This window comes from Streptomyces sp. M41(2017), assembly GCF_002078175.1.
Taxonomy (GTDB): Bacteria; Actinomycetota; Actinomycetes; order Streptomycetales; family Streptomycetaceae; genus Streptomyces.
Genome location: NZ_MWFK01000003.1, coordinates 356,870 through 382,631 on the forward strand (window position 1 = coordinate 356,870; position 25,762 = coordinate 382,631).

Below are 25,762 nucleotides of genomic sequence, written 5' to 3' on the forward strand. Positions count from 1 at the left end.
CGGGGAACTAGAATCGGATCTATGTTCGATGACCTGCCGCCTGACCTGGCGCGACTGCTCACCCTGCGGGTGTGGCACGCCATGTGGCTGCAGCGGATCGACGCCAAGATCGCCGCGCTCCGGAAACGGGAGGCCGAACAGGAGCGAGGCCGTACGAACCGGCCCGCGGAGCCGGACTGGATCGTCGAACTCGGCATCGGCAACGGACGCCCGCCCATCGAGGTGCACGCGGGCGACTGCTACGCCGCAGGCAAACGACGGCGGGCCGTCCCCCGGGACGAAGCGCGCCGGCTTCTCTCGTCGGGCGTCCGCGCCTGCGCCCACTGCAAGCCCGACGCCCATCTGCGGATCCTCGACTGAACCCCCCGCGTCACACGCCGCCGCGCCTCCGTGACCGACGACGGAGGTCCGCTCGCCATGCCACGGGAGCGGAGTGCTCCTAGGCTGAGAACCCTCGGGGCCTGATGCGGAGGTTGAGCATGCCCCGAACCGTCTGGTCCGGCGCCATCTCGTTCGGCCTGGTCACCGTGCCGATCCAGGTGGTCAGCGCGACCGAGGACCACTCCATCCGGTTCCACCAGGTCCACCTGGAGGACATGTCCCGGGTGCGCGTGCGGAAGGTCTGCGAGATCGAGGACCGCGAGGTCGCCCAGTCCGAGATCGGCAAGGGCTACCAGTGGGGCAAGGACACGATCATCCCCGTACTCGACGAGGAGCTGCGGGAGTTGCCGCTGCCCACGGCGAAGGCCATCGAGATCGAGGCCTTCGTGCCCCTCGACTCGATCGACCCGATCCAGATCGGCGACGGCTACTACCTCCAGCCGTCCGGACAGGTCGCCGCCAAGCCGTACAAGCTGCTCCGCCAGGCCCTGGAGCGGTCCTCGAAGGTCGCCGTCGCCAAGTACGCGTGGTCCGGCCGCGAACGCCTGGGCCTGCTGCGGGTCCGCGACAACGTGATCGTCCTGCACTCCATGCGCTGGCCCGACGAGGTCCGCGACCCCTCCTCCCTGGCCCCCGAGGCGGTGGAACTCACCGAGGACGAGATCGCCGGAGCCGAACAGCTCATCGCCCGTATGACGCGGGACGACCTGGACGGCCCCGAGTTCGTCGACCGGTACAACGACGCCGTCGCCGAGGTCATCAAAGCCAAGCGCGAGGGCGTCGAGCCCCCCGAGGCCCCGGAGGAGGCCAAGCCGGCCGGGAAGGTCGTGGACCTGATGGCCGCGCTCAAGGAGTCGGTGGCCAAGGCCAGGGAATCGCGGGGCGAGGACGCGACCGTCCACGATCTGCCCAAGAAGAGCACCGCCAAGACCACCAGGAGGACGACCAAGAAGCAGCCCGCCAGGAAGGCGGCGAAGAAGACGGCGGCGAAGAAGACCACGTCCGCGCGCAAGTCCCGAAGCGCCTGAGGCGCCTTGGGGCAGGCGAGACGTCGCGGTGACGCCCGGGCGGCGGTCCGGCCACCGCGTCGGACGTGGCCGTCCGGGCGGAGGGCCTGTGGTTCACCCGCAGGCCTCCGCCCAGCACGCGACCCGCCCCGCTACACCGCCTTCTCGAGCTTGGCGATCTGCGCTTCCATGACCTTCGCGGGCACCTCGGGCGCCTGCCCGCCCAGCGCGTTCATCGCGTAGAACACGACGAGCGTCGAGCCCTCACGTACGACGGTGTAGGACACGGGGATCTTCTCGCCGTCGATGTCATTGGTCATCGAGTAGGCCACCGACTCGTCGCCCAGCTCAGGAGCCTTGAGAGCCTTGACGGAGGTGTACTTGAAGTCCGTGTGCTCGAAGGACGTGCACTTCTCGCTCTGCGTCCGCAGATCGGCCACCACGTTCTTGGCGTCCGCCTCCTTGTGCGCGAGCAGTCCCATCCGCAGCACCGTCGCGTCGGTCTGCTCCAGGCTCGTCAGCGAACGGGAGACCCGCGCCGCCGCGTCGGGCTCGGTGCCGAGGAGGAACATGTCGGCGATGGCCTGACAGTTCGCGGGCTTCGCCGGCACGCTCACTTCGGGGATCTCGTCATCCGGAGTGTTGCCGACGCGGTACCCCTTCACATCCGCCTTGGTGATCGCGGCCTTCGTCAACTGCGCCTCGGTCAGCGGCTTCAGGCCTTCCTGGGCGGCCGGCGAGGCCTTGGCCGCCGGCTTGCCCGACGCGGCGCCCTTGTCGCCGCCGTCGTCCTGCCCCCCACACGCCGCCGTCGCCGCGAGCGCCACCGACACACCGGCGCCGACCAGCACGCGCCCCAAAACTGACTTCACGTTCGTTCCACCCCAAGAGTCCAAGGGCACGACCACCACATCGGTCATACCGCGACGCATCAAAGCCCACAACCAGCGGGTTTTGCCAGCGCGTTAGCCGCTCTTGGCGTAACGATCAGAGATCAACTATTTGGTTGTACGGACGCAAAGTGGCACGCGCCACAGATCCGTGGGCGGCGGTCGCACGGCCGCCGACCCCGGCGACATCTCCCTTCGTCCGGCCGCGCCCACGGATCAACCGCGTTGCGACGGGCCCGCGTCGAAGCCACCGAGGTCACATCGACGCCTGTCCCGGCATCGCCGAGGAGGGCCAGAGGGAGCGGTTCCGAGCGACCCCGGTGATCCCGCACGACGGGTGGCGGACCTCTGCGTGTCACACGGCCTCACAGCGAAGGATCTCGATCCGGGCCGCAGGGAGCGGACCTCGTCGTCCCTGTGAGACCGCCCGTCGCGCGCCAGGAGCCCTCCCCCACCCCCGAGACACCGCGCCGACATCCTCAGCCCGGTCGACGCCCGGCCATGACCGCAAACACCCACGTGAGAGGCAGTCAGCTACGCAGAGTCATGGGCTGTTTGAGTTATTTTTCGGGTTTTTGACGGTGTCTCAAAGGATCTTTGGCCGATTCATGGCATTCATTATGTGCTCGGTCGATAAGTACGACAATCATTCCGGCTTGAAGGAGCCTCGCATGGTCACCACCTCTTCCCTCCGCGCCCGCAGCATCCGTGGAGGTGCCGCGATGGCCGTCGCGGCCGTCGCCACTCTCGCCGGAGCCGGCGCCTCGTACGCCGCTCCCGGCGACAGCGGCGACATCGACGTCCGCTCGATCGGGTGGCACGCACGGGGCGGCGACGGCGTCGAGGTCTGTGAGTTCGTCCTCGCCGCCAGCAACTTCGAGTCCTTCCCCGCGGTCGCCTGGACGATCACCGCCCAGCCCCCGACCACGCCCCCCGGCGACACGCTCCAGAGCACGCTGCCGCTGGTCAACGGCTCGGCGCGGAGCGCGAAGTATCTGCTCCCGGAGGGCACGTACCAGCTGGTGTGGACCACCCCGGCGGGCCCGAAGCAGAAGCGGTTCTCGGTCGACTGCAAGACCCGGCCCCAGGCCCAGCACAGCCGTCCGGCCGAGATCGGCGCGGGCGGCAGCCCCGCCAAGGAGTACTCCAAGCCGGTCGGCGGAGTTCCCGCGGGCGGCGGCGCCGTCCCTGAGGGCAAGGAGAATCTGAGCTCCGGCAGCGACACGAACTTCGGCACCACCGCCGCACTCGCCGCCAGCGGTGTCGGCATCGCGGCGCTGGTCATGGTCCGCCGAGCCGCGCGCCGCCGTGCCCGCAACGAGGCGTAACGTCCCCAACCGACGGCGCCGACGACGTGGACCGAGTCGCGCGTGCCGTCTGTCGATGACGCTGACGGTGACCTTCTCGCTGGTGGCCGGAATCGTCTGGGCGTGCTCCGGCTCGCCCGACGACTCCGCGGTCACCGCCGCCCGTGGCAGTGACGCCGCGGGCGGCGGGCCGCCGCCCGCGGCGCAGGCCGCGCCCCCGCCTCAGGCGCGTTCGCGGCCCGTGAAAATCGCCATTCCCTCCATCTTCATCGAGGCCCCGGTCGTCGACCTCGGTCTCGACAAGCAGGGGCAACTCGGTGCCCCGCCTCTGACCAAGCCGAAGGAGGTGGGCTGGTTCCGCGGCGGCCCGTCCCCCGGCGAGGCGGGAACGTCCCTGATCGTCGGCCACCGGGACACGACGACCGGACCGGCCATCTTCCTCAACCTCAACGCACTGCACCGGGGGGACACGGTGAAGGTCACCCGGGCCGACAACGTGACCGCCGTCTTCACCGTCGACGAGGTCGGCAAGTACGCGAAGGACAAGTTCCCGAACGACAAGGTGTACGGGAATACGAAACGTCCGGAACTCCGGCTCATGACATGTGGCGGTCGCTTCGACAAGAAGCACGGCTACGCGGCCAATGTCGTGGTCTTCGCCCACCTGGCCTCGCTCAAGAAGCGCGCGGCCTGAACACGAGCACCGTGCGGAAGCGGCCGGCACCTCGCATCGAGGAACCGGCCGCTCGGCATGTCAGGCCGCGTCGGACGCGAGCCGTCCGTCGACGGGGACCAACGTGAGGTAGGCCAGGCCGAGTACACCCCGATAGCCCTTCAGCCAGCTCGTACGGTGCCGGTCCACACGCTCACGTGTCTCGTCCGCCAGCGGGTGGTCGCCGTGGACGGCGAGCCACTCCTCCACGTCGGACTGGTACCCGGACTCGAACGCGTCCCATTCGTCGCTGTTCGCCGTCTCGATCCAGACCGGGCGGAAACCGGAGGCCACGGCGAGGTCGACGAGACCGGCCAGATCGTGCAACTCGTCGACACGGGCCCCCGGCCACATAGCGTCGAGTTCGGCCGGGCTCGGGGTCCGCTGCCAGAAGGTCTCGCCGAGGAGGACCCGCCCTCCAGGACGGACCAGTCCGCGCAGCGCGCGCAGTGCCGCGGCTGTGTGCGCGGGCGGTTCCGCGCCGTTCAGCGCATGGCTGGCCCCGAGACACAGCACCAGGTCGGCCGGACCGCGTTCCGTGCCGTCGGCGGACTCCTCCACGAACGTCACGCGGTCGGCCAGTCCACGCGCCAGCGCGTTCGCGCGTCCCCGCGCCAGGTCCTGGGCGTTGACATCGACGCCGAGGCCGGTCGCGCCTTTCACCGCCTCCAGCGTGCGGAGCATCAACTCGCCCCAGCCGCACCCGATGTCGAGGACGGTGGCCGGCGCGGCCGGGACGAGTCTGTCGACGATCCGTGCGGCTCGGGACTCGGAGAGGGGGCCCTGGAACGTGAGGCGGGTGAGCCGTGGCGGAGGATCCTGATCACTCATGGAGCGCAACGCTAGTCTCGGCACGGCCGCCGCGACATCGAGTTTCCGCGGACCTCGGCTCAGCGGATACTCCGCACCCGGTTCGGCCGGGTGCCGCACCGGCTGTCGCGGTCCCGGAGCTGGACGACGGTGGCGTCCGCCGCCGCTCCGTTCTTCCTGTCCAGGCAGCGGTTGCCGCCCTGGCCGACGACGGTGTTGCCACCGGACGGGGGGTGCCCATCCTCGTACCGGCGGGCCGCGGGGGTGCCCATCCTCGTACCGGCGGGCCGCGGCGACCGAAGCGGGCGCCCCGGATCATGATCTCGGCGCCGTTGTTCCGCCCGGCCTGGTGAGGTGAGGAGTCGAGGCAGATGTCCTACGCCTCGTCCCAGGACCCGCCGGTGGTCCGGTAGGAGACGGTACTGCGCGGTTTCTTGAAGGCACCGACCTGCACCGGGAGGCCACCGCCCGCGCTGCAGGTGCCGTAGTGGCAGCCCGCGTAACCGGACGGGTACGCGGCGGGAACGCCGTTCGCTTCGGGGAGTTCTCGTGCCGCCTCGGTGTGTCTCGCGCTTCTTCGTCCTGCTTCTCGTGCCGCCCGGCCGCGTGCCGCCGCGCGGCGAGGCTCGCCACGACATGTGCCGTGCCGAGGTGCGCTCTCTGCACGTGGACCTCGCCGTGCGGCGTGCACCACCCTGTCCGGGGCAGGGGCGAACGATTTTCCTATGTGGTGCGGCAGTTCAGTACGGGTGTACCGGCCCCGCCCGGCGCGGCACCGAAGCCGAAGCTGGTGGAGGCGCCGGCCGCGACGGCGCCGTTGTGGTCGGCGTTGCTCGCGGTCACCGTCCTGCCGACCTGACTGTAGGAGGCGTTCCACATCCCGGAGACGGTCTGGTTTCCCGGCCAGTCCCAGGTGACCTGCCACGACTTGGTCGCCGAGGTGCCCGTGTTGGTGACCGTGATGTCGGCGTTGAACCCGCTGCCCCAGTCGCTGCTGACCTTGTACGTGGCCTTGCAGCCGGCGGAGCCGCCCCCGGTGCCGGTGGTCGTCGCGGCGACCGAAGCGGACGCCGGGGAGGTGTTGCCGGCCGCGTCGCGTGCCCGCACCGAGTAGTCGTACCGGGTCCCGGCGGTGAGGCCCGCGTCGGTGAAGGACGTGCCCGTCACCTGACCGACCCTGCCGGTGCCGCGGTAGACGTCGTAGCCCGCCACCGCGGTGTCGTCGGTGGACGGTTTCCACGACAACGACACACTCGACGCGGTGGTGGCCGTGACCGCGAGTCCGCTCGGCGTCGACGGCGCGGTCGTGTCACCGCCTCCCCCTCCCCCGCCCCCGGTGAATCCCGGGGCCTTGATGGCGGCGAGGTAGCCGTCCTTGACCGTGTCCACGGTCTGCCAGTCGTCCTTGAGGATGCCGCCGGTGTCGCCGGAGTCCGGATTCCACGACCAGAAGGTCCAGTTGAAGCTGTCCGCGCCGTACGTGCTCGTCGGGCGCAGGTAGTCGACGAGGGCCGCGAGCCACTTCTGGTCCACCGTGGACTGCAGCGTGGTACCGAACTCGCCGAGCCAGACGGGGGCGATGTTCTGCTTGAAGATGTAGCCCCAGTTCTTGTCCCAGATGGCCGGCATGTTCGCCGGGAACGACGGGTCGCTGAACCACGGTTGCTGGGCGACGCTGGTGGCGTAGTCGTGGGCCGAGTAGACGAGGCGGTCGGCGACGCTCAGGCGTACCGGGGCCGTGGCGACCCCGGCGAGGTTGCCTCCCCACCAGTTGCTCTGACCGTTCACCGTCTGCACGCCCTCGACGAATATCAGCAGACCGGGATTGACGGAAAGGACCGCGTTGCCGGCCCGCTCGGCGGCGAGCCGCCAGTCGAGGCTCGTGTCTCCGCATCCCCAACAGGCCGGGTCGTGGGGCTCGTTGTGCAGGTCGATGCCGATCACCGCCGTGTTGCCCTGATACCGCGCCGCCAGTGCCTTGAGGTCGGAGATCCAGGTCGTCTCGGGCACGGCGGAGGTGTACCAGAGCGCCGACTGGCCCGAGGAGTCGGGGCGATGCCGGTCGAGGACGACCTTGAGGCCGATCGACCCGGCGTAGTCGACGATCTTGTCCATCACCTGAAGCGAGTTGAGGCCCGCCAGATCGGTGTTCAGGCCGTTGGCGTAGGTGATGCCGTTGGGCTGGGTGCCCTTGAAGATGTCGTCGCTGTAGGGCAGGCGGATGGTGTTGTAGCCCAGCGTCTTCATCTGGTCGATCATGGACTTGTAGTCGCGGGACCAGAGGCCGTGCGCGACGTAGTTGGCCGTCTCGAACCCGAACCAGTTGACGCCGGCCATCCGTACCGGCTGGTTCTGCGTGTCGAGGATCCGGCGGCCGTCGGTGTGCCAGTACCCGGCGCCGGAGGCGGCTGCCGCGGCCGAGGGGGGCGAGGGGGCGACGGCCGCCTGCACGGGTCCTGCCGCCGCGAGCGGGACGAGAGCGGTGAGCGCCGCGGTGAGGAACGCGACCAGGGCGCGTCTGACGCGGTAGCGGGGTGGATGACGCATGGTGGGGGTCCTTTCCGGGTGGGAGCGCTCCCATTTTTGGGCGCACGTCTCCGGGCGGGCAGGCGGGTGGGCATCCGGCATGGCGGCTCCCGCAGACCGGCAGGAGTGTCCCGCTCCCGACGGCCGGCTCATCGAAGCCGGACTGCGCACATGGAAGCCACTAAGCGTGTCCGCGTCAATACCTCACGCAGCGATCGCATCCCTTCGCGAACGTGTCGGCCACCGGGCACGCCCGTTTCGGCCACGTCCTCGCCCCCACACCGTCGAGGCAGGGCAGCCGCCTTCCATGTTCCGCACCGAGCACCTCGGAGGTCTCCCGCCCCTCCACCCCCACCGCGACCTGGCGCGCGCACCGCGCAGCCACCACTCGCCCCGCGACTCCGACCAGACGCTCGACGTCCCGTCAGAAACCCACTCCTGACACGGGTGTTGACATCCACGGTTCCGGCGTCGCACCTTGGGAGCGCTCCCACGTTCGGTGCCCCTGTCCCCGCCGTCACCTCAGCGACCGGGCACCGTCTGCGCGCGACGACGAAACGCCGGGCCCCCGCCCGGTCGGCGCCGCGGCGCGCTCCTGTTCGGCGGCCCGTCTGTTCCACTCCGCGCGACGCACACGGTCGCACCGTCGTCCTGCCCGCACGCCCTGTCCGGCGGTCTTCCGTCCGGCGTGCCCGGGACGCGGCGCACCGGACGGTCGCCGTCGTCCCCGCACGCCCGTACCTGCCCGCTCTCCCCAGGAGATGACCGATGCCTTCCCGTAGACCTGACTCCGCCCTGCGTCGAAGCGGCCCGAAGCGCACCGCCGCTCTGGCCGCCGGCGCCCTTCTCGGAGCCCTGTCCGTCACCGCTGTCCCGACCACCGCGACCGCGGCCGCCAAACTCGACAACCCCTACGTCGGCGCGAAGGCGTACGTGAACCCCGACTGGTCGGCCAAGGCCGCGGCCGAGCCGGGCGGTTCGGCCGTCTCCAACCAGCCGACCTTCGTCTGGCTGGACCGGATGGCCGCGATCCAGGGCACCGCCGACGCCCGCGGTCTCAAGGCGCACCTGGACGCGGCCAAGGCCCAGGGTGCCAACCTCGTCCAATTGGTCATCTACGACCTGCCGGGCCGCGACTGCGCGGCGCTCGCCTCCAACGGCGAACTCGGTCCGGACGACCTGGCCACCTACCAGAGCGACTACATCGACCCGATCGCCGCGATCCTCGCCGACCCCGCGTACGCGAGCCTGCGGATCGTCAACCTGATCGAGCCCGACTCGCTGCCCAACCTCGTGACCAACGCGGGAGGCACCGCCGGCTCCACGCCCGAGTGCGCCACCATGAAGGCCAACGGCAACTACGAGAAGGGCGTCGGCTACGCCCTGCACAAGCTCGGCGCTCTGCCCAACGCCTACAACTACATCGACGCCGGTCACCACGGCTGGCTCGGCTGGGACAGCAACCTCACACCGTCGGCGCAGGAGTTCAAGAAGGCCGCCACCACCAACGGCGCCACCGTGAACGACGTGACGGGCTTCATCGTCAACACCGCCAACTACTCGGCCACCAAGGAGCCGTACGTCAAGGTGACGGACACGGTGAACGGGCAGACGGTGCGCCAGTCCAAGTGGATCGACTGGAACCAGTACGACGACGAGAGCTCGTACGCGCAGGGGCTGCGCACCGCGCTCGTCGCGCAGGGCTTCGACTCCGGTATCGGCATGCTCATCGACACCTCGCGCAACGGCTGGGGCGGTTCGGGCCGGCCGACCGGTCCCGGCCCGACCACGAGTGTCGACGCCTACGTGGACGGCGGTCGCATCGACCGGCGCATCCACGCGGGCAACTGGTGCAACCAGAGCGGCGCGGGGCTCGGCGAGCGCCCGGCGACCGCGCCCGACACCGGGATCGACGCCTATGTGTGGGCCAAACCGCCGGGTGAGTCGGACGGGGCGAGCCAGGCCCTCGACAACGACGAGGGCAAGGGCTTCGACCGGATGTGCGATCCCACGTACACCGGGAACGGGCGGAACGGGAACAACCTCACCGGAGCACTGCCCAACTCCCCGCTCGCCGGGCACTGGTTCTCCGCCCAGTTCCGTCAGCTGCTCGCGAACGCCAACCCGCCGGTGAGCGGATCGGGCGGCGGTGGCGGTGACACGCAGGCCCCGACCGTGCCCGGCGGTCTCGCGGTCGGTTCCACGACGAGCACCAGCGCCACCCTGAGCTGGAACGCCTCGACGGACAACACCGCCGTCACCGGATACGACGTCTACCGCGACGGCACCAAGGTCGGCAGCGCCACCACCACGTCCTACACCGACACCGGGCTGTCCGCCTCCACCACGTACGCGTACACCGTCAAGGCCAAGGACGCGGCAGGCAATGTCTCGGCCTCGTCCACGGCGGTGTCCGCCACCACCAAGGCGTCGGGCGGCGGTGGGGGTACACCGGGCGTCAAGGCGCAGTACAAGAACAACGACTCATCCGCCACCGACAACGGGATCAGGCCCGGTCTCAAGCTCGTCAACGGTGGTTCCACCGCGGTCGATCTGTCCAAGGTGACCATCCGCTACTGGTTCACCGGGGAGTCCTCCTCCGCCGGTTACCAGACGTTCTGCGACTGGGCACAGCTCGGCTGCTCGACGGTGAAGACCTCGGTGAGCGGCGTCTCCCCGAGCCGCACGGGTGCGGATCACTACCTGGAGGTGGGCTTCACCTCCGGTTCGCTCGCCGCCGGAGCCGACAGCGGTGACCTCCAGTTGCGCCTGGCCAAATCGGACTGGTCGAGCTTCGACGAGTCGAACGACTACAGCCGCGGCGCCAACAGCTCCTACGCGGACGCGGCGAAGGTGACCGTGTACGTGGCGGGCACCCTCGTCTGGGGTACCGAGCCGTAGAGCGGCCGGAGTGAACGGGGGCCGGGGGCCGGGACGGCGACGTTCCGGCCCCCGGCCCGTCGGTTCGCCGCGTGCGGGCCGGTCCTCGGCGCACGAAGAGCGGCGACGGCCGGCTCGTCCGTCGGCTGGACGAGGCGGCCGGCCTGTCAACGCGCCGACGGCACGCCACGCATCACCGGACCGTCATCCGGCTGTCCGCGGAGGGAAGCGTGTCCTGGCGTCGACCGTATGGGCGCGCATCACGCTCTCGGCGCGACCGCCGTCACCGTGGGCGATGGCGGCGATCAGCTCGCGATGTTCCACCCAGGCCTGGTGGACGATGGGGGTGTAGTAGCGGCGCACCCGGCGTTCGACGTGCACGGCCAGTTCGGCCAGCACGGTGTTCCCCGCCAGCTCCCGTACACAGGCGTGGAACGTGGCGTTGGCGTCGACCGCGGCCTCTACGTCGTCCGCCGCGACCGCCGCTTCGCCCGCGGCACACAAGTGGTCCAGTCGGTCCAAGTCCGCCGGGGCGGACGAGCCCATGGCGGCCAACCGCGCGGCCTCCGTCTCCAACAGCGCGCGGACGCCGAAGAGCTGGTCGGTCTCGTCCTCGGTCGGCGTGTGGACGAACGCCCCCTTGGCCGGCCGAAGATCCACCCAGCCCTCGGAGTTGAGGCGCTGCAGGGCCTCGCGCACCGGCTGTCGTGAGACACCCAGGTGGCGGGCGAGTTCGTCCTCGATCAGGTGTCGGCCAGGAGGCAGCTCCTGCGAGCCGATCAGCTCCAGCAAAGCCTCGTACACCCGGTCGCGCCGTGGCTCCGGGCGCGCCGGCCCGGGCAATGAGCCTTGGGACAGCCTCTCGAACACCATCTCGGCCTCCACTGATCCATCTCGCTCCCCCAATCTAGGCACCTCGCCAGGCCGGGGAAAGGGCCCCACCACGACCGGCTCCCGAGATGCGCCGTCCAGAAAGGAAGGGCTGCTCAGCCGTTCGCCGGGCGGTCGTCGAGGTCGAGGGTCCATGTCTGGCCCACGAGGTCGTGGCCGAAGCTGTGATGGGGTTCCTGATCGGTGAGGGTGAAGCCGAACCGCTCGTAGATCCTGCGCGCCGACACCAGGACGTCGTTGGTCCAGAGGGTCACCTGCCGGTAGCCGGCGGTGCGAGCGAAGGCGAGGCATTCCCCGACGAGACGGGGACCGAGGCCGAGGCCACGGGCGTCCGGAGCGACGAGCAGGATCCGCAGCTGGGCGACGCCGGGCCGGTCACCGTCCACGATGAAGACACATCCCGCGCGCCGGCCGTCGACCTCGGCGATCCAGGCCGCTTCCCTGTCCGGGTCGTGCTTGGCCGCGTACTCGGCGACGATCTTGGCCACGAGTGCCTCGAAGTCGGTGTCCCAGCCGAACTCCTGGTCGTAGAGCTCCCCGTGAGCCATCACGGCCCAGCCGAGGTCGCCGGGCCGGTCGGCACGGCGGACGACGACCTGCCGTTCGGCACGCTGCTCCGACATGTGTCACTCTCCGAGTTTTCATGGACGCCATACGTTACTGACACGATCGTGTCAGTGGGCTTAGGCTAGGTCCATGTCCCCCGGAACAGCAACCCCGTCCGCACGGCAGGTCGAACTCCTGGAGGCCGCCTACGGGTACGCGCTCACCCACGGCCTGGCCGAACTGTCACTGCGTCCGCTCGCCGAGGCCATCGGCTCCAGCACGCGGGTGCTGATGTTCCTGTTCGGCAACAAGGACGGACTCGTGCGGGCCCTCCTGGAGCGGGCGCGGAGCGACGAGCTCGCGCTTCTGGACCGTCTCAGGCAGGCCGACCGGCCCATCGGCCTCGTGCCCGCGGCCGACCAGGTGTGGACGTGGCTGGCCGCCGGCGAACACCGCGCTCTGCTGCGGCTCTGGGCCGAGGCCTACGCCCGGTCCCTCGTCGACCCGGGCGGCGCCTGGGCCGGCTTCGCGCGCGCCACCGTCGACGACTGGCTCGACGTACTCGCCGGCTGTCAGCCACCCGCGGAGCGCGACAGCGCCGACGGCGTCACCCGCCGCTCCCTGGTCCTCGCGACACTCCGAGGAGCGCTCCTCGACCTGCTCGCGACCGACGACGAGCCCCGGGCGAGCGCGGCTGTCCGCAAGCAACTGGAGCTGCTGGGCCCCTCACGGCCGGTGGGCGCGGAGCCTGAATAGACCGCGCCCGCCCGCCTGTTCAGGACGCCGTGCTTCGGTACCGTGCGAGGACGGCAACACCGCCCACCGGCCCGTCACGACGGAGGCGTGGGCGCGTCGGCGGCGCGGTCCGCGACGAGGCGCATCGCCGCGGTGGTGAGGTCCGGGTCGTGGAGCAGGACGTAGTGGTCGCTGCCCGTCGCCAGAATCTGCGGGGTCTGCGGCCGGAGGCCCACCAGCGCCTGCTGGGCCTTGGGCCAGGCGGCCTCCAGCTTCTTCAGCAGAGCCTTGTCCATGCCGGGCGGTGCGGCGAAGGGTGCCGTCTTGCTGAGCACCGCGAGCGGCACCGGGGGCAGCGGGCCGCCCCGCTGGATGTCCGTGACGCCGCCGTCGATGTCGACCTGCTCGAATTCCGGGTCGTTGTCGAAGGCGGTGCCGGGGTGCCGCAGCGCATCCACGTAGGCGGGCCAGGCGTCGCCCATCGCGGGCTTCAGTCCGGGTCCGAGCGCGTCGACCAGGACCAGGCCCCGGGTCTTCTTCGGGTGCTCCTGGGCGTAGCGGAGCGCGATCATGCCACCGAAGGAGTGCCCCACCAGCAGGTACGGTCCCGGCACGTGGCCCGCGGTGAGTACACGGTTCAGTTCGTCGACCATGGCGGGCAGTTTCCGGGTGCCGCGCTCGGGTGTGGTGCGGGTGGTGAGCGCCGGCGGCTGCGAGTAGCGCAGGGTGCCGGGGCGGTCGTAGGTGCACACGCGGGTGAAGCGGGCCACGCCCGGCAGCACCGGGGTCTTCGGGACGGGCGGTTTGACGTCGGAGAGCGACCACGGGTCGGATGATTCGTGCAGTCCGGACACCAGCACGACGGTGGGGCTCCCGGATCCCGAGCAGTGGAGGTACACGCTTCGTCCGCCGCCGACGTCCACCCGCTGGTCCGTGTCCCCGCCGGCCGATCCGGGAGTGGCGGCGACCAGCAGCACGACGGCCGCCACGGCCGCCACGCCGCTGGACGCACGCCATCGGCATCGCATACCTCCAGCGTCCTCTTGCGATCGCGGGCTCGCATCCGGGAGCGACGGCCCGCCCGGTCAGCGGCCGAACGTGTCCGCGAACCTGCGTCCGTCGACGACGGGGTAGCCGAAGTCCGTGGCGTTGAAGGCGGTCGCGGACGTGCTCGTCAGACCCGCGGTCGAGCCGCGCAGCACCCACGCCGCCCCGTCGTCGTATCCGCCCGGCAGGACGTCCTCGCCGTACGCGCCGACCGCGAGATCCGCCTTTCCGTTGCGGTTGATGTCGCGCAGCCTCACCGACGAGCCGAAGTGGTCCCCTGCCTCGGCAGCGCCCGGCACACCCGGTGTGGCCTGATGGAAGGACTGGGCGCCGCTCGTGCTGATTCCGTTCCAACTGCCCTTCAGGAGAACGATGTTGCCTACATTGCGGACGCCGTCCACCGTCTCGTACGGGGCGCCGACGGCGACGTCGGCGCGTGCGTCGCCGGTCGCGTCCCCCACCGCGACGGCCGCGCCGAAGTTGTCGTACGGCTCGTCGGTGCCCGGTACGCCCGCGCTGGCCTGGGTGTAGGTCGTGCCCGTGACGGGGAGTCCGGTCGAGGTTCCGTACCTGACGGTGAACGAACCGCCCTTTCCGGCGCCGGTGTTACCGGTGACCAGGTCGTCGTAGCCGTCGCCGTTGATGTCTCCGCCCGCCACGGCTGCCGAGAACACGGTGCCGCCGGGGGTGTTGCCCGCGGCCAGGACCGAGTACGACAGGCCGATGTCCCCGGGGCCGCCGCGCAGGAGGCCGAGATAGGCGGTGGAGGTGGTGCCGCTCGCGTCGTCGATCCTGCCGTGCACCACGAAGTCGTTGCCGTCCGTGGCGGAGAAGCGGCCGGCGACGACCCCGTCCAGTCGCACCCCGGGCGGCAGGAAGTCGACCTCCGGGGCCAGCGCGCCGTCCTGGGTGGGCTTTCCGTCGCCGTACCACCAGAAGGTGTCGTCGCCCACGACGACGAGGTTCTCGGCGCCGTCGCCGTCCAGGTCGGCGAAGGCGGCGCCCTCACCGAACCCGGACGCCTCAGCGGTCGGGGCGGTGAGCGACATGCCGCCCGATGTGAAGGGCTTCGCCCCGCCCCAGATGATGGTGACCGAGCCACGGGGTTTGCCGGTGACCTCCTCGCCGGGCGCGCCGACGATGAGGTCGGCGTAGCCGTCGCTGTTGACGTCGCCGCTGGTGACGTTCTCGCCGAACCGGTCCACGCTCTCCGACACTCCCGGGACGCCCGGGGTGTCCTGGGTGACGCTCACCGAGCGGGCGGGGCTGACTCCGGATGCCGAGCCGAAGACCACGGTGACCGTGCCCCCGCTCGCCTTGGGGGTGCCGATGGCCAGATCGCGGTAGCCGTCCCCGTTGAAGTCGTAGGTGAGCACGGCCGGGGTCCCGACGGCGGCCGGGGCGGCGAGCCCCGCGACGGCGAGGGCGACCGCCGTCGCGACGGCGAGAGTACGTGCGCGCAAGGTGACGCTCCCTGTCTGTGGAACCGAATCGCCGCTACGGGCTTCGGTGACCTACGACTCCACGGATGACCAAAGGGTTGTACGCGCCCGTCGACAAGGTGAACGCGACGCGTGGGCGCCGCCGTTGGCCGGGCGGCGAAGGGGCGGCGCGACCGCGAGCCAGCTCCGGGGGTGGTCACACGACCCCTCTGACACCCAAGCCTGACGTGCGTTCATCGAACGAGCTGTCAGAGTGACGTCCTACAGACCGAACATGCCCGGGGAGGCATCTGCTGTGAACACCGTGCGGTCCCTGCTGCGGCGCGACGCGGGTTACGCCGCGCTCCGGAGGTCTGTCAGAGCGGCGATCGTCGCTCCTGGCCTCTTCGCCCTGACACGGGCGATCACGGACAGCCCCGTCGTCCCGCTCTTCGCCGCTTTCGGATCGATCGGGCTGCTGCTCTTCGTGGAGTTCGGGGGGCCCATGCGCGACCGGCTCACCGAGCAGTCGGCGTTGATCGTGACGGGCGCGGTACTGATCTCGCTCGGCACGCTGGTCTCCCGCGAGGTATGGCTCTCCACCGTGGCCACGGCGGTCGTGGCGTTCCTCGTGCTGTTCTCCGGCGTGGTCAGCTCGGCGCTGGCGGGTGCCTCCACCTCACTGCTCGTCAGCTTCATCCTGTCCACCACGCTGCCCGGTTCGGTCGACGCCATCCCGGACCGGCTCGCCGGATGGGGTCTTGCGGGCGTGGCCTCGCTCCTGGCCATCCGCTTCCTGTGGCCGTCGCCGGTACGCGAGCCTCTGCGGACCGCCACGGCGAGCGCGTGCGGCGCGCTCGCCGCCCAGCTCAGGGCCGAGGCGGACTGTGTGCTGCGCGGCTTCGTCACGGCCGACCGCACGGCCCTCGGTTCGGTCGTGGACGAGGCGAAGGGCGCGGTGACCTCACTGCGGGACACGTTCTTCGCCACCCCGTACCGGCCCACGGGCCTCTCCACGTCCACGCGCGTCCTGATCCGCCTCGTCGACGAGGTGCTGCTCCTCGCCACGATCCTGGACCGCGCCCCCGTGGGAGAGAAGACGGGCCCCACGGACGTGATCGTCTGCGGAGTGAAGACGGCCGCCTCGGATCTCCTGCGAGCGAGCGCGGAACTCCTGGGCGCGACGGACGACAGCGACCCCGGCGGGCTGGCACCGCTGCAGGAACGGCTCGTCCAGGCCCGGTCCACGATGGAGAACGCCGTCACCGCGTTCCGGCCGATGACGGCCACCGGGCACGACGCGGAGCGGAGTCCCGCCGAAGGCCGGGGCGAGCGGACCGCGACCCGGTTCGTGAGTTCCCTGGAGCCGAGTTTCCGCGCCCAGGAGATGAGTTTCGCCGTGTCCGCGATCGCGAGGAACGTCGACCTCGTCCTGGCGGCGCGCCGGCGCACACTGTGGCAGAAGATCACGGGGCGACGCCCCGAAGGTGCCGCCTCGACGCTGGCGTCGGCGCAGGAACGCGCTGGCGCGCATGCCGAGCGGCACTCGGTGTGGCTGCACAACAGTGTGCGGGGCGCGATCTCCCTGGCCCTCGCCGTCCTCGTCGCGGAGTTGTCGGGAGTGCAGCACAGCTTCTGGGTCGCCTTCGGCACGCTGGCGGTGCTGCGCTCCAGTGCCGTACTGACCGGACAGAACTCCCTGCGGGCGATCGCCGGTACCACCGCGGGCATCGTCGTCGGCGGCGGACTCATCTACATGGTCGGGTCCAACACGACGTTCCTGTGGATCCTGCTCCCGATCGCCGTCCTGTTCATGGGCTTCGCCCCGGCGACCATCTCCTTCGCGGCGGGGCAGGCCGGGTTCACCGTATCGATCCTCATTCTGTTCAACCTCCTGCAGCCGACGGGCTGGACCGTGGGCATCGTGCGCATCGAGGACGTCGCGATCGGCTGTGCCGTGAGCGTCGTCGTCGGTCTGCTGTTCTGGCCCCGCGGCGCCGCGTCCGTCCTCGGTCACACCCTGGCGGAGGGGTTCTCCGAGAGTTCCCGGTATCTGCGCAGCGCGATCGACTACGGCGTGACGCGCTGCGACGGCCTCGTGCGCACCGCTCCGGTTCCCGACGCCGAGCGGTATCGCGCGGCAGGCGCCGCACGGCGGCTGGACGACGCCTTCCGTGGCTTCCTCGCCGAACGGGGCACGAAGCATCTCTCCCTGACCGACGTCACCACCCTGGTGACGGCGGTGGCGGTGCTCAGGCTGACGGCCGACGCGGTGCTCGACCTGTGGGAGAGGGAGACGCCCTCCGCCGCCGACCGCACCGCCGCGCGCGCGGAGATCGATCGTGCGGGGGACGTGCTGGTGACGTGGTTCGAGACGACGGCGAAGGCCCTGACGGGGATCGGCGAGGTACCGGAGGCCAGGCTCAAGGACAGCGCGGCCGACGAACGCCTCATCGGCGCGGTCGAGCGTGACCTCGGCGACGAGGAGGACCGGCGTTCCTCGACCGCCATCAGGGTCGTGTGGACCGCGGACCACATCGAGGCCGCCCGACGTCTCCAGCAGGGCGTACTGGGTCCGGCTCGTGCTGTTGCCAGGCTGCAGCGGGAACACAACGCCCGTCTCAGGCTGTTCCGGCGGTCCTAGAGGCTTCTCGGCCTTCGTGGGCCGGAGTCGGTCGCCCTCCTCCGGCCCACGGGGACGTCAGCCGAGTCCCACCGAGAAGATGTGCAGCTCTCCCTCCTCGGGGAGGGTGACGGACGTGACCTGCTTGCCGTCCGGCACCTCATAGGGCTTCGTGGCGAAGACGAACGCCGCGTCGCCCCTGCCGCCCGCGCTGTTGCGGTACTCGGTCCTCGCCACGACGGTGTTTCCGTAGACCGGATCCGTCCCGCCGCCGGGCCGGGTCCAGTCGCCGAAGGACAAGTCCGCCTCGTCGGTCGTGCCGTCGGTGAAGGTGACCGTGGCGCTCGCCTGGTGATCTCCGTTCGTGGCCGAGCCGACGAAGACCAGGCGTGTGGCGTCCTTGGTGTCGGCGGCGAGGTCGAGGCGCTGGCCGTTCGCGGTGATGCTGTCGGGGCGGCCCTGGGGCGGGCCGGGCCAGACGAAACGCGTGCCGGAGACGTCGACCGCGGTACCGCCCTCGAGGCCGGCCGCGGCCAGCGCCTGCCGCGAGTAGCTGTTGCCCGCCCCGTCGAGATCGGCACCGGCCGGCAGGTCGTCGCTCGACACGCCGACGACCCCGTAGGCGCCGCTCAGGGCAGCGGTGACACCGCCCTCCTCGGCGACGAGGACGATCACGGTGCGGTGGACCGTGTCACCGCCCCGGCCCCGGACGGTGAACGGCACCTCGTAGTAGCCGGGGTCCGTCCCGGCCGCCGCCTTCACGGTCACTTCGGAGGTACCGGAACCCGTGCCTGTCGCGAGGTTCATGCGGCCGCCGGACACCGTCAGCCCCGCCGGAGCGTCGGCGGCGACCGTCAGCGTGCGGTCGTGCCCGGCCAGCCGCTGCCCGTGCACCGTGAGCTTGGTGCCGTCGCCGCCCGGTGACACGGTCACCTGGTTGCGGGCCGCGTACGCCAGGAAGTCCTGCTCCCCTTCGCGGTACGACGGCGGAGCCGCCTGCGTGGAGGTGGCCCAGGTCCTGTCCGGTGTGCCGGACAGGTCGAAGTCCAGTCGGCCGCCCCTCGTCACCGCGGACTTCGGCAGGTACGTCCGTTCGTAGTCACGGCCGTCGAGTCGCAGCCCGTGAACGTAGGGTGCGCCGGCGGCCGCTCGCGGAGCGCGCAGGTCCAGGTCCCGCCCGCCGCCGGGAAGATCCACGACCACGCGGGGGAAGAGCGGGCTGTGCACCGACAGGTCGGCGGTGCCCGGTGTGGCGGGGTAGAGCCCCATGGCGGCCCACACGTACCAGGAGGACTGGGCGCCGAGGTCGTCGTTGCCGGGCTCACCGTCGGGGGTGGGACGGAACAGGCCGGTCGCGATCGAACGGACCCTCTCCTGCGTCTTCCAGGGCTGCCCCACGTGGTTGTACACCCACGGAACACCGAAGTCGATCTCGTTGCCCGCCCACATGAACGGCTCGTTGGGCCCGGCGTTGAGTTTGCCGAAGAAGGTGTCGAGGCGCTTCGCCGCCGCATCGCGTCCGCCCATGGCCTGGATCAGACCGGCTGTGTTCTGCGGGACGAGCCAGTTGTACTGGGCAGCGTTGCCCTCGTCGAAGCCGTCCTGGCCGAACTTGCCCTCCGGGGGCGGCTGGTAGCCGGGGCCGTCCGGGAAGAGGCCGTCCTCGCCGCGCGGGGAGAGGTAGCCGGTCGCGGGATTGAGGATGTTCTGCCAGTTCTGGCCCCGGCGGGTGAAGGCGCGCGCCGTGTCGTGGTCACCGGCGGCCTGCGCCAGCTGCGCGATGGCGAAGTCGTCGATCGCCCATTCGAGGGTGACGGAGGCGCCGACGCGCGCGTGGTCCCCGCGCACGGTGCTGTTGTTCGCGTAGCCCCGCTCCATGTAGGCCTCGATGCCGGGCCGCTCCTGGTAGGCACCTGGCGTGCGGTCCACCGATGTAGCACCCTTGACCAGGTACTTCACGGCCGTCTTGAGGTCGAAGTCGCGTGCCCCGTAGGCGTACAGGTTGGCGATCAACGGAACGGAGTTGTCGCCGGTCATCTGGCCTGTGTAGTCGTTCGCGAGGGGCCAGCGCGGCCACCAGCCGCCCTGCTCCGCGTCGTTGACGAGGGACTGGGCCATGTCACTGGCCTGCCGGGGGAACAGCATCGCCTGGAGCGGCGCGAGCGAGCGGTAGGTGTCCCAGTCGGAGAAGTTGGCGTACTGCGTACGCCCTTCGGGCAGGGTGCGCACTTTGTCGTCGAAGCCGATGTAGCGGCCGTCGGCGTCGTCGAAGGTGTTCGGGTGCATCAGTGAGTGGTAGAGGAAGGTGTAGAACATCTTCCTCTCACCGGTCTCGCCTCCGCCGACGCGGATCTTCCGCAGCGCCTGCTTCCACTGGTCGCGGGTCTGCCGTCGCACGTCGTCCTGGTTCCAACCGGGCATCTCCGCTGCCATGTTGGCCTCGGCTCCGGCCACGGAGACGTACGACATGGACACCCTGGCCCGCACCGTGCGCTCGTCGCCCGTGTCGAAGGTCAGATAGGCGCCTGCCCTCGAGGCGTCCACCGCGTCGCCGCCCGCCGTCACCGCCTTGCCGTCCCAGGTGCCGTGCGCGACGAACGGGCGATCGAAGGTGATCGCGTAGTGCACGGTGTACTCGTTGCCCTTGCCGCAGAAATTGCCCGTGGTCGCGGATCCGGTGACCTGGCGGTCTCCCGAGATCTCCAGATCGGCCTTCTTGTCGCCGGCGAGGCTGCCGCCGCCCTTGACGAGGACCTGCGCCTGCTTGCCCGTGTCGGCGGGGAAGGTGAACGCGGCGAGGCCGGTGCGGGTGGTGGCGGTGAGTTCGGTGCGGACCTTCGCGTCGCCGCCGGTGGTCACGGCGTAGTAGCCGGCCTCCGCCTTTTCGCCGGTGTGCGTGAACGGCTCGGTGCGGTCCCACGGCGCGCTGCCGATGTCCCCCGCGACCGGCAGCAGCGGCACGTCGCCGAATGCGGTACAGCCGACGGAGGCGTGGTTGAGGCTGAAGCCCTTGATCCTGCTGCTGTGGTACTGGTATCCGGCGTACGAGCCCTCCGTGTCGGGCGAGAACTGCATCATGCCGAACGGGGCCGACGGACCGGGGAAGTTGTTGATCTCGCCGACCGACTCACCTCCGTTGCCCGTTCCGATGAGCGGGTCCACGAACTCCGTCGGATCCTCGACGAGTTGAGCGCTTTCCGGCTTGGACAACGTTGTCAGAGCAGCGGAAGCGACTCCTCCCGATCCTCCGACGAGCGCCGCCACGGTGGCGGCTACGACTGCGACGTGCGTTCTGAAGCGTGTCACGTGCGACTCCTGTGCAATGGCGTCCCGGCCACCACACCGTCGGTCATGCTCGCGCCAAGGTCAAGAGGCTTGCGACGCCCGCCCGTTGGGCGCCGCACGCCGGCCCTCCGGATCCGGCGGCCTGGACCAGCCGGCGCAGTGCAGCCTTCCGGGCCACGAAGACCGAGGTCAGGAAGGTTGCGGGCCTTGCAGCACGAGGGCGAGGCCGTGTTCGGCGTCGTCGCTCAGCGCGTCGTGGAAGGCCTTGTCGTAGGCGTCGCCCCCGGCCGCGTTCCGGGCCTGGAGCTCCCACAGGTCACGGACCTCGGCGAGCTCGGGGGTGCCGCGGCCGGGGTGGCCGAGCATGCGCCAGAAGGTGTTGCCGGTGCCCGAGGTGCGGGCGGCCTCGACGCCGTTGCCCTGCACCGCGTTCGCTCCGGTGAGCAGGTCGAGAGCGAGGGCGATCCCGAGGTTGTCGTTGAGGTTGTGCTTGCTGGCGAGCATGGCGCGGGCATGGCGTTCGGCGTCGTGCGCTCGCCCCTGGAGGAGGTCGATGAAGGCGAGTTGGTGGAACGCGTACGACCGGGCCCAGTGCTCTCCGTACTGGAGACTGAGCCGGCGCAGGCCGACGGCCGCGGCATAGGCCTCGTCCAGCCGGCCCAGCGCGGAGTCGGCGAAGGTCCGGATGACCATGCAGCAGAGCTGCGGCGCGCCCGACGGGGGCGAGGTGCTGTGCGCGGTCAGGGCCTCGTCGCTCACGTCGTACGCGGCCTGGGGGCGGCCGGCCATGAGGTGGGTGAGCCCGAGGGTGTGGGCGGCGAAGAGCCCCGACTGCGCCGTGCCGTCCTGCCGGGCGGCGCTCGCGCATTCCTCCCCCACGCGCAGGGCGGTCCGATGGTCGCCCTGGAGCGTGAGGGTGATACCGAGGGCCCACAGGGCGCGGGTGCGGGAAGGGCTCATGGGTGTGTCGAGCGCCAGGACGCGTTCGAGGTAGTCGCGGGACTCGTGGAGGTGTCCGCAGCAGGGCCAGAAGAGGCCGGTCCGGCCGACCGCGTCCAGGGCCGCGTCGGGGTCGGTCTCGATGAGGTGATCGAGTGCGGCGCGAACGTCGGGGTGGCTTGCGGAGATTCGCGCGTACCAGGCGACCTGCCGGTCGCTGAGCCAGCCGGTGTCCGCCTCCGCGAGCACCGTGGCGTAGTGCTCGGCATGACGTCGGGCGAGGGTCTCGTCCTCACCGAGCTCCGCGAGCCACATGGCGCCGTACTCGCACAGCGTGTCGAGCATGCGGTAGCGGGTGCCGTCCCGTTGGAGGACGGACTGGTCGACCAGCCGGTCGAGGAGCCGTGGGACGTCGTGGGCGTCGAGCGGGCCGCCCGCGCAGACGGATCGGGCGTCCGCCGCGTCGACGGGGCCACGGAACACGGAGAGCCTCGCCCACAGCAGTCGCTCGATCGGGGAGCACAGTTCGTGACTCCAGCCGATCGCCGTGCGAAGGGCCCGGTGGCGCCGGGGCCACGCCGTCTCGTCGACGAGCGTGTCGAGCCGGGACCCGAGCCGGTCGGCCATCTCGGTGAGGCTGCTCTCCCGCAGGCGGGCGCAGGCCAGTTCGACGGCCAGCGGGATGCCCTCCAGACGGCGGCAGATGGCTGCGACCATGTCGGCGGAGCCGGGAGAGTCGAGGGACACCGCAGGGGCGGCCGTGGCGCAGCGTTCACGGAAGAGGCGTACCGCGTCGCCGTCTCCGCCCGCGTCCATCGAGAGCGGGCCACTTCGACACGGTGCTCGTCCTCGACGCCGAGGGCCTGTCTGCTGGTGGCGAGGACCGACAACTGTGGAGCTCCGGGGAGCAGTTCCCCGATCAGGTCGTGACAGGAGTCCAGCACTCTTTCGCAGCAGTCGAGGACGAGCAGGACCTGTCGGCCGGTCAGCCACTCGGTCAGTGCTTCGACGGGCGCGCGCGGGTTGTGGTCCAGGAGATCGACCGCGTCGCACACCGTCGAGGTGAACAGTCGGTCGTCGTAGAGGTTCGACAGGTCGACCCACCAGACCCCGTCGGGATAGCGACCGCGCAGTCGTTCCGCCGTGCGCAGGGCCAGTCGGCTCTTGCCGACGCCCCCACCACCGGTGAGGGTGACGAGGCGGTGTCGGGTCAACGCCGTTGCGATCTCGTCGAGTTCGCTGTCGCGGCCGACGAAGCTGGTCGTCATGGCCGGGAGGTTGCCTAGCACGGAACCATCCTGCCCGGCCCGTGGACGTCACTGGGGGTGGTTGCGGGAATCGGTCACAACCGATCGGAGTTGCCCCCGACCGCGGTTCCTCCGTTCGACGCCCGACCATGCCGAGAGCGACACGTGGTCGGGAGCACGCTCAGGGCGCGCGACGGCGGAGGACGGCAGGGCGAGGCCGCCCCCGTGAGGACGGATCGACCGCGCTCTCGACCGTGCCCTTGCCGGGCGACCCACCCGGCCCGCCCCCTCTCTCAGGCATGGCGGGCCGGGTGGGCACGCCCCTCGCGAGGGAGGTGCGGTTCGCATCCGTCCGGGCCGTCGCCCGACTTCCGCGACCCGGCCGAGAGAGGGGCCGGGCCTATCGAGGCCGGGTCGCCTGCACGTAGCACAACCAAGGGCGCAGGTCACCCCGCCCGTTCACCTCGAAGCCGGTCTCCGCGATGTGGACGTCCAGCAGTTCGACACGGTTGTGCGCCATGGCGTGACCCGCGCCGCCGTGCACCATGTGACGGCCCATCCGGCTCTTCGGCGGCCGGAACTCGACGACCAGAAGCCTGCCGCCCGGCCGCAGGACGCGGTACATCTCTCGCAGCGCCGCGGGGCGGACCTCCTCGGGCAGATGGTGGAGCATCAGGCTGGTGACGACGGTGTCGAACGAGGCGTCCGGCAGCTCCAGGGCCTCGGCGATCCCCTCCATGTAGGTGATCGGCGCATGGCCCCGCGGTTGCTTCTTGCGGCGCGCGTAGTCCAGGACGGGCGGCGACGCGTCCACGCCGGTCACCACGCCTTCCTGGCCCACCCGGACGGCCATGCGCCGGGTCAGGTAGCCCGTGCCGCAGCCCACGTCCAGGACACGGTCACCCGCTCGGGCTCCGCTGAGTTCGGCGAGCCGGGTGAAGAGGCGATGTCGCCGGCCCGCGAAGCAGACGTCGACGAAGAGTTCGTAGGAGCGGGGGGTTGCGATGGTCACGCCGGGCGTGTCCGGGCGGGGTTCGCCCTGCATGAGGCTTCCGAGGTTCATGACGATGACCCTCCTCAATAACTTAGTCACGACTAAGTACGAGCCCCAACTTAGTCGCGACTAAGAAATGCCGCAAGGGGTCGTACGATGGCGGCGTGACCGAGCCCCGTTCCCGACCACGGACGCGTCTGCCCGCCGCCGAGCGCCGCGCGTCGATCCTCGCCGCGGCCACCGAGGTGTTCTCCGAGACCGGCTACCAGCGGTGCAAGGTCTCCGACATCGCCAAAAGGGTCGGGGTCACCGAGCCGGTGGTCTTCCAGAACTTCGGCTCCAAGTCGGCGCTGTACCGGGCGACGCTCGATCACGCGACCGGCGCCGTCGCCGCGCTTCTGCACGGGGCGACCGACGACGGCCGGACCGTGTCCGAGGTACTGACGGCGTTCCTCGACCCCCAGCACCTGGACCGGTACCACCAGCCCGGCGCCCACGGGTTCCTCTTCGCGGACGCCACGGCGCTGGCGCACGATCCCGAACTCGGCGACGCACTGCGGCAGGTGCACCAGCACGTCGCCGACATGCTCGCCGGGTTGCTGAGCCGTGGACAGTCCGCCGGCGACATCCGGGACGACATCGACCCGCAGACCGCGGCCTGGTGGCTCGTCTCGCTGCTGGCGGGCCGCTCCTTCCGCGCCGCCGTCGTCCCGGACCGTGACGCCATGGAGGCCGAGCTCACGGAGCTGGCTCTGCGGTCCCTGCTGCCGGGAGGGGTCTCGTCCGGCGGAGCCGCGTCCCCTCCCGCCTGAGGGATACGCCGATCGCCCCTCCGTCGGCGGAGACCGTCCGTACAAAGAGGTCAGCCGCGAGGACGTCGTGGCGGCGATGGCCCGGTCGCGCGTCGAGGCCGAATCCCCGGTGGCCCTCCGAGCCCCCTCGTCGTCCCCTTCCTGACACCTCGGTCCATGACCCCTCGCCGGCCCCTGGGCCGTGGGGAACCTCGTGAATCAGTGGAACTCGTGGACCACTTGGATCGGGCCGACGATGTTGCCGTTGAACTCGTCGAGCTCCTCGGCCGGGACCCACAGCTCCAGAATCGTCCGCCCGCCCGCCTGCTGGACGGGATACCGCCGCAGGAAGTCCGACGCGACCTCGAACCGTGTCACGTATCCGGCGCCGTCGTGCTTCACGTTCCAGTCACGCGCGATCCTGACGGCGTAGTCCTCGTCGAGGACGGGGTAGAAGATCGGCTGCTCCGGGAGCCTGGGAGGCCACGCCCGCCAGTCCAGCGCGCGCACCAGCTCCAGCTCCACGGGTCCGGTGGGACGCCACAGGGTGGTTGTCGCTCGCTGACTGGTCACGGAATCGTCCTTGTACGTGCGGTGGCCGACGGGACAGGGCCGACCGTGGCACACGACCTTACGTACGGTCTCCTGACGGAGCGAGGGAGTTTCGGTGCCCCGCCCGGCGTCGAAGGCCGCCGCGCGCCGTGTCCGCGCGTGTTCCAGCGCTGGTCTC

19 protein-coding genes and 1 pseudogene are annotated in these 25,762 nt (G+C 70.7%); 8 read left to right on the forward strand and 12 right to left on the reverse strand.

Annotation, left to right across the window (positions count from 1 at the left end):
* Positions 1-21 precede the first annotated feature (21 nt).
* Both B0675_RS38285 and B0675_RS38290 read left to right on the forward strand, forming a co-directional pair.
* A complete protein-coding gene (locus B0675_RS38285) occupies positions 22-360 on the forward strand; it encodes a DUF6233 domain-containing protein (protein WP_081224378.1) in 339 nt (112 codons plus the stop codon).
* 119 nt (positions 361-479) lie between these two features.
* A complete protein-coding gene (locus tag B0675_RS38290; protein WP_081224379.1) occupies positions 480-1,409 on the forward strand; it encodes a Ku protein in 930 nt (309 codons plus the stop codon).
* Positions 1,410-1,540: 131 nt separating this feature from the next.
* Here the strand turns inward: B0675_RS38290 and B0675_RS38295 are convergent, their stop codons facing one another.
* Positions 1,541-2,260, reverse strand: coding sequence for a hypothetical protein (locus B0675_RS38295; protein WP_143661155.1), 720 nt, complete (start codon positions 2,258-2,260; stop codon positions 1,541-1,543).
* A 689-nt stretch (positions 2,261-2,949) separates the two neighbouring features.
* Between B0675_RS38295 and B0675_RS38300 the strand changes: the two genes are divergently transcribed.
* Positions 2,950-3,606: a hypothetical protein gene (locus B0675_RS38300; RefSeq protein ID WP_081224381.1), complete on the forward strand. Its 657-nt coding sequence runs from the start codon at positions 2,950-2,952 to the stop codon at positions 3,604-3,606.
* 55 nt (positions 3,607-3,661) lie between these two features.
* Positions 3,662-4,279 (forward strand): class F sortase, encoded by a 618-nt coding sequence (locus B0675_RS38305; RefSeq protein ID WP_081224382.1) that lies wholly within the window; start codon positions 3,662-3,664, stop codon positions 4,277-4,279.
* A 60-nt stretch (positions 4,280-4,339) separates the two neighbouring features.
* Here B0675_RS38305 and B0675_RS38310 read toward each other — a convergent pair whose 3' ends face one another.
* The 3 genes from B0675_RS38310 to B0675_RS38320 all read right to left on the reverse strand — a co-directional run bounded on the left by B0675_RS38310 (position 4,340) and on the right by B0675_RS38320 (position 7,654).
* The gene (locus tag B0675_RS38310; protein WP_081224383.1) at positions 4,340-5,128 is read right to left on the reverse strand and encodes a class I SAM-dependent methyltransferase; all 789 of its coding nucleotides are present in this window, start codon (positions 5,126-5,128) and stop codon (positions 4,340-4,342) included.
* 59 nt (positions 5,129-5,187) lie between these two features.
* Positions 5,188-5,379, reverse strand: a complete 192-nt coding sequence (locus B0675_RS38315) for a hypothetical protein (protein WP_081224384.1) — start codon at positions 5,377-5,379, stop codon at positions 5,188-5,190.
* A gap of 451 nt (positions 5,380-5,830) precedes the next feature.
* Positions 5,831-7,654: a cellulase family glycosylhydrolase gene (locus B0675_RS38320; RefSeq protein WP_081224385.1), complete on the reverse strand. Its 1,824-nt coding sequence runs from the start codon at positions 7,652-7,654 to the stop codon at positions 5,831-5,833.
* 747 nt (positions 7,655-8,401) lie between these two features.
* On the opposite strand from B0675_RS38320, the gene B0675_RS38325 reads away from it, so the two are divergent.
* Positions 8,402-10,534, forward strand: a complete 2,133-nt coding sequence (locus tag B0675_RS38325; protein ID WP_081224386.1) for a glycoside hydrolase family 6 protein — start codon at positions 8,402-8,404, stop codon at positions 10,532-10,534.
* Positions 10,535-10,717: 183 nt separating this feature from the next.
* Here B0675_RS38325 and B0675_RS38330 read toward each other — a convergent pair whose 3' ends face one another.
* Together B0675_RS38330 and B0675_RS38335 are read right to left on the reverse strand one after the other, a co-directional pair.
* Positions 10,718-11,386, reverse strand: coding sequence for a GntR family transcriptional regulator (locus tag B0675_RS38330; RefSeq protein ID WP_081224597.1), 669 nt, complete (start codon positions 11,384-11,386; stop codon positions 10,718-10,720).
* A gap of 113 nt (positions 11,387-11,499) precedes the next feature.
* Complete coding sequence (locus B0675_RS38335) at positions 11,500-12,027, reverse strand: GNAT family N-acetyltransferase (RefSeq protein WP_081224387.1); 528 nt, start codon at positions 12,025-12,027, stop codon at positions 11,500-11,502.
* A 73-nt stretch (positions 12,028-12,100) separates the two neighbouring features.
* Between B0675_RS38335 and B0675_RS38340 the strand changes: the two genes are divergently transcribed.
* Positions 12,101-12,706: a TetR family transcriptional regulator gene (locus B0675_RS38340; protein WP_081224388.1), complete on the forward strand. Its 606-nt coding sequence runs from the start codon at positions 12,101-12,103 to the stop codon at positions 12,704-12,706.
* A 74-nt stretch (positions 12,707-12,780) separates the two neighbouring features.
* Here the strand turns inward: B0675_RS38340 and B0675_RS38345 are convergent, their stop codons facing one another.
* Positions 12,781-13,713: an alpha/beta hydrolase gene (locus tag B0675_RS38345; RefSeq protein ID WP_081224389.1), complete on the reverse strand. Its 933-nt coding sequence runs from the start codon at positions 13,711-13,713 to the stop codon at positions 12,781-12,783.
* A gap of 57 nt (positions 13,714-13,770) precedes the next feature.
* Positions 13,771-15,195: an FG-GAP repeat protein gene (locus tag B0675_RS38350; protein ID WP_081224390.1), complete on the reverse strand. Its 1,425-nt coding sequence runs from the start codon at positions 15,193-15,195 to the stop codon at positions 13,771-13,773.
* Positions 15,196-15,469: 274 nt separating this feature from the next.
* On the opposite strand from B0675_RS38350, the gene B0675_RS38355 reads away from it, so the two are divergent.
* Positions 15,470-17,797 (forward strand): FUSC family protein, encoded by a 2,328-nt coding sequence (locus B0675_RS38355; RefSeq protein ID WP_179165554.1) that lies wholly within the window; start codon positions 15,470-15,472, stop codon positions 17,795-17,797.
* Positions 17,798-17,854: 57 nt separating this feature from the next.
* Here the strand turns inward: B0675_RS38355 and B0675_RS38360 are convergent, their stop codons facing one another.
* From B0675_RS38360 to B0675_RS38370, 3 genes and pseudogenes are all read right to left on the reverse strand, one after another.
* Entirely contained in the window at positions 17,855-20,986 is a 3,132-nt protein-coding gene (locus tag B0675_RS38360) for a GH92 family glycosyl hydrolase (protein ID WP_081224392.1), read from the reverse strand.
* Positions 20,987-21,250: 264 nt separating this feature from the next.
* Positions 21,251-23,268: pseudogene (locus B0675_RS38365) on the reverse strand (NB-ARC domain-containing protein).
* 379 nt (positions 23,269-23,647) lie between these two features.
* Positions 23,648-24,310 carry a methyltransferase domain-containing protein gene (locus B0675_RS38370; protein WP_081224393.1) on the reverse strand — a complete coding sequence of 221 codons (663 nt, stop codon included), beginning with the start codon at positions 24,308-24,310 and terminating at the stop codon, positions 23,648-23,650.
* 95 nt (positions 24,311-24,405) lie between these two features.
* On the opposite strand from B0675_RS38370, the gene B0675_RS38375 reads away from it, so the two are divergent.
* A complete protein-coding gene (locus tag B0675_RS38375) occupies positions 24,406-25,053 on the forward strand; it encodes a TetR/AcrR family transcriptional regulator (protein ID WP_081224394.1) in 648 nt (215 codons plus the stop codon).
* A gap of 198 nt (positions 25,054-25,251) precedes the next feature.
* On the opposite strand, the gene B0675_RS38380 is transcribed toward B0675_RS38375, so the two are convergent.
* Positions 25,252-25,605: a hypothetical protein gene (locus B0675_RS38380; RefSeq protein ID WP_081224598.1), complete on the reverse strand. Its 354-nt coding sequence runs from the start codon at positions 25,603-25,605 to the stop codon at positions 25,252-25,254.
* Positions 25,606-25,762 lie beyond the last annotated feature (157 nt).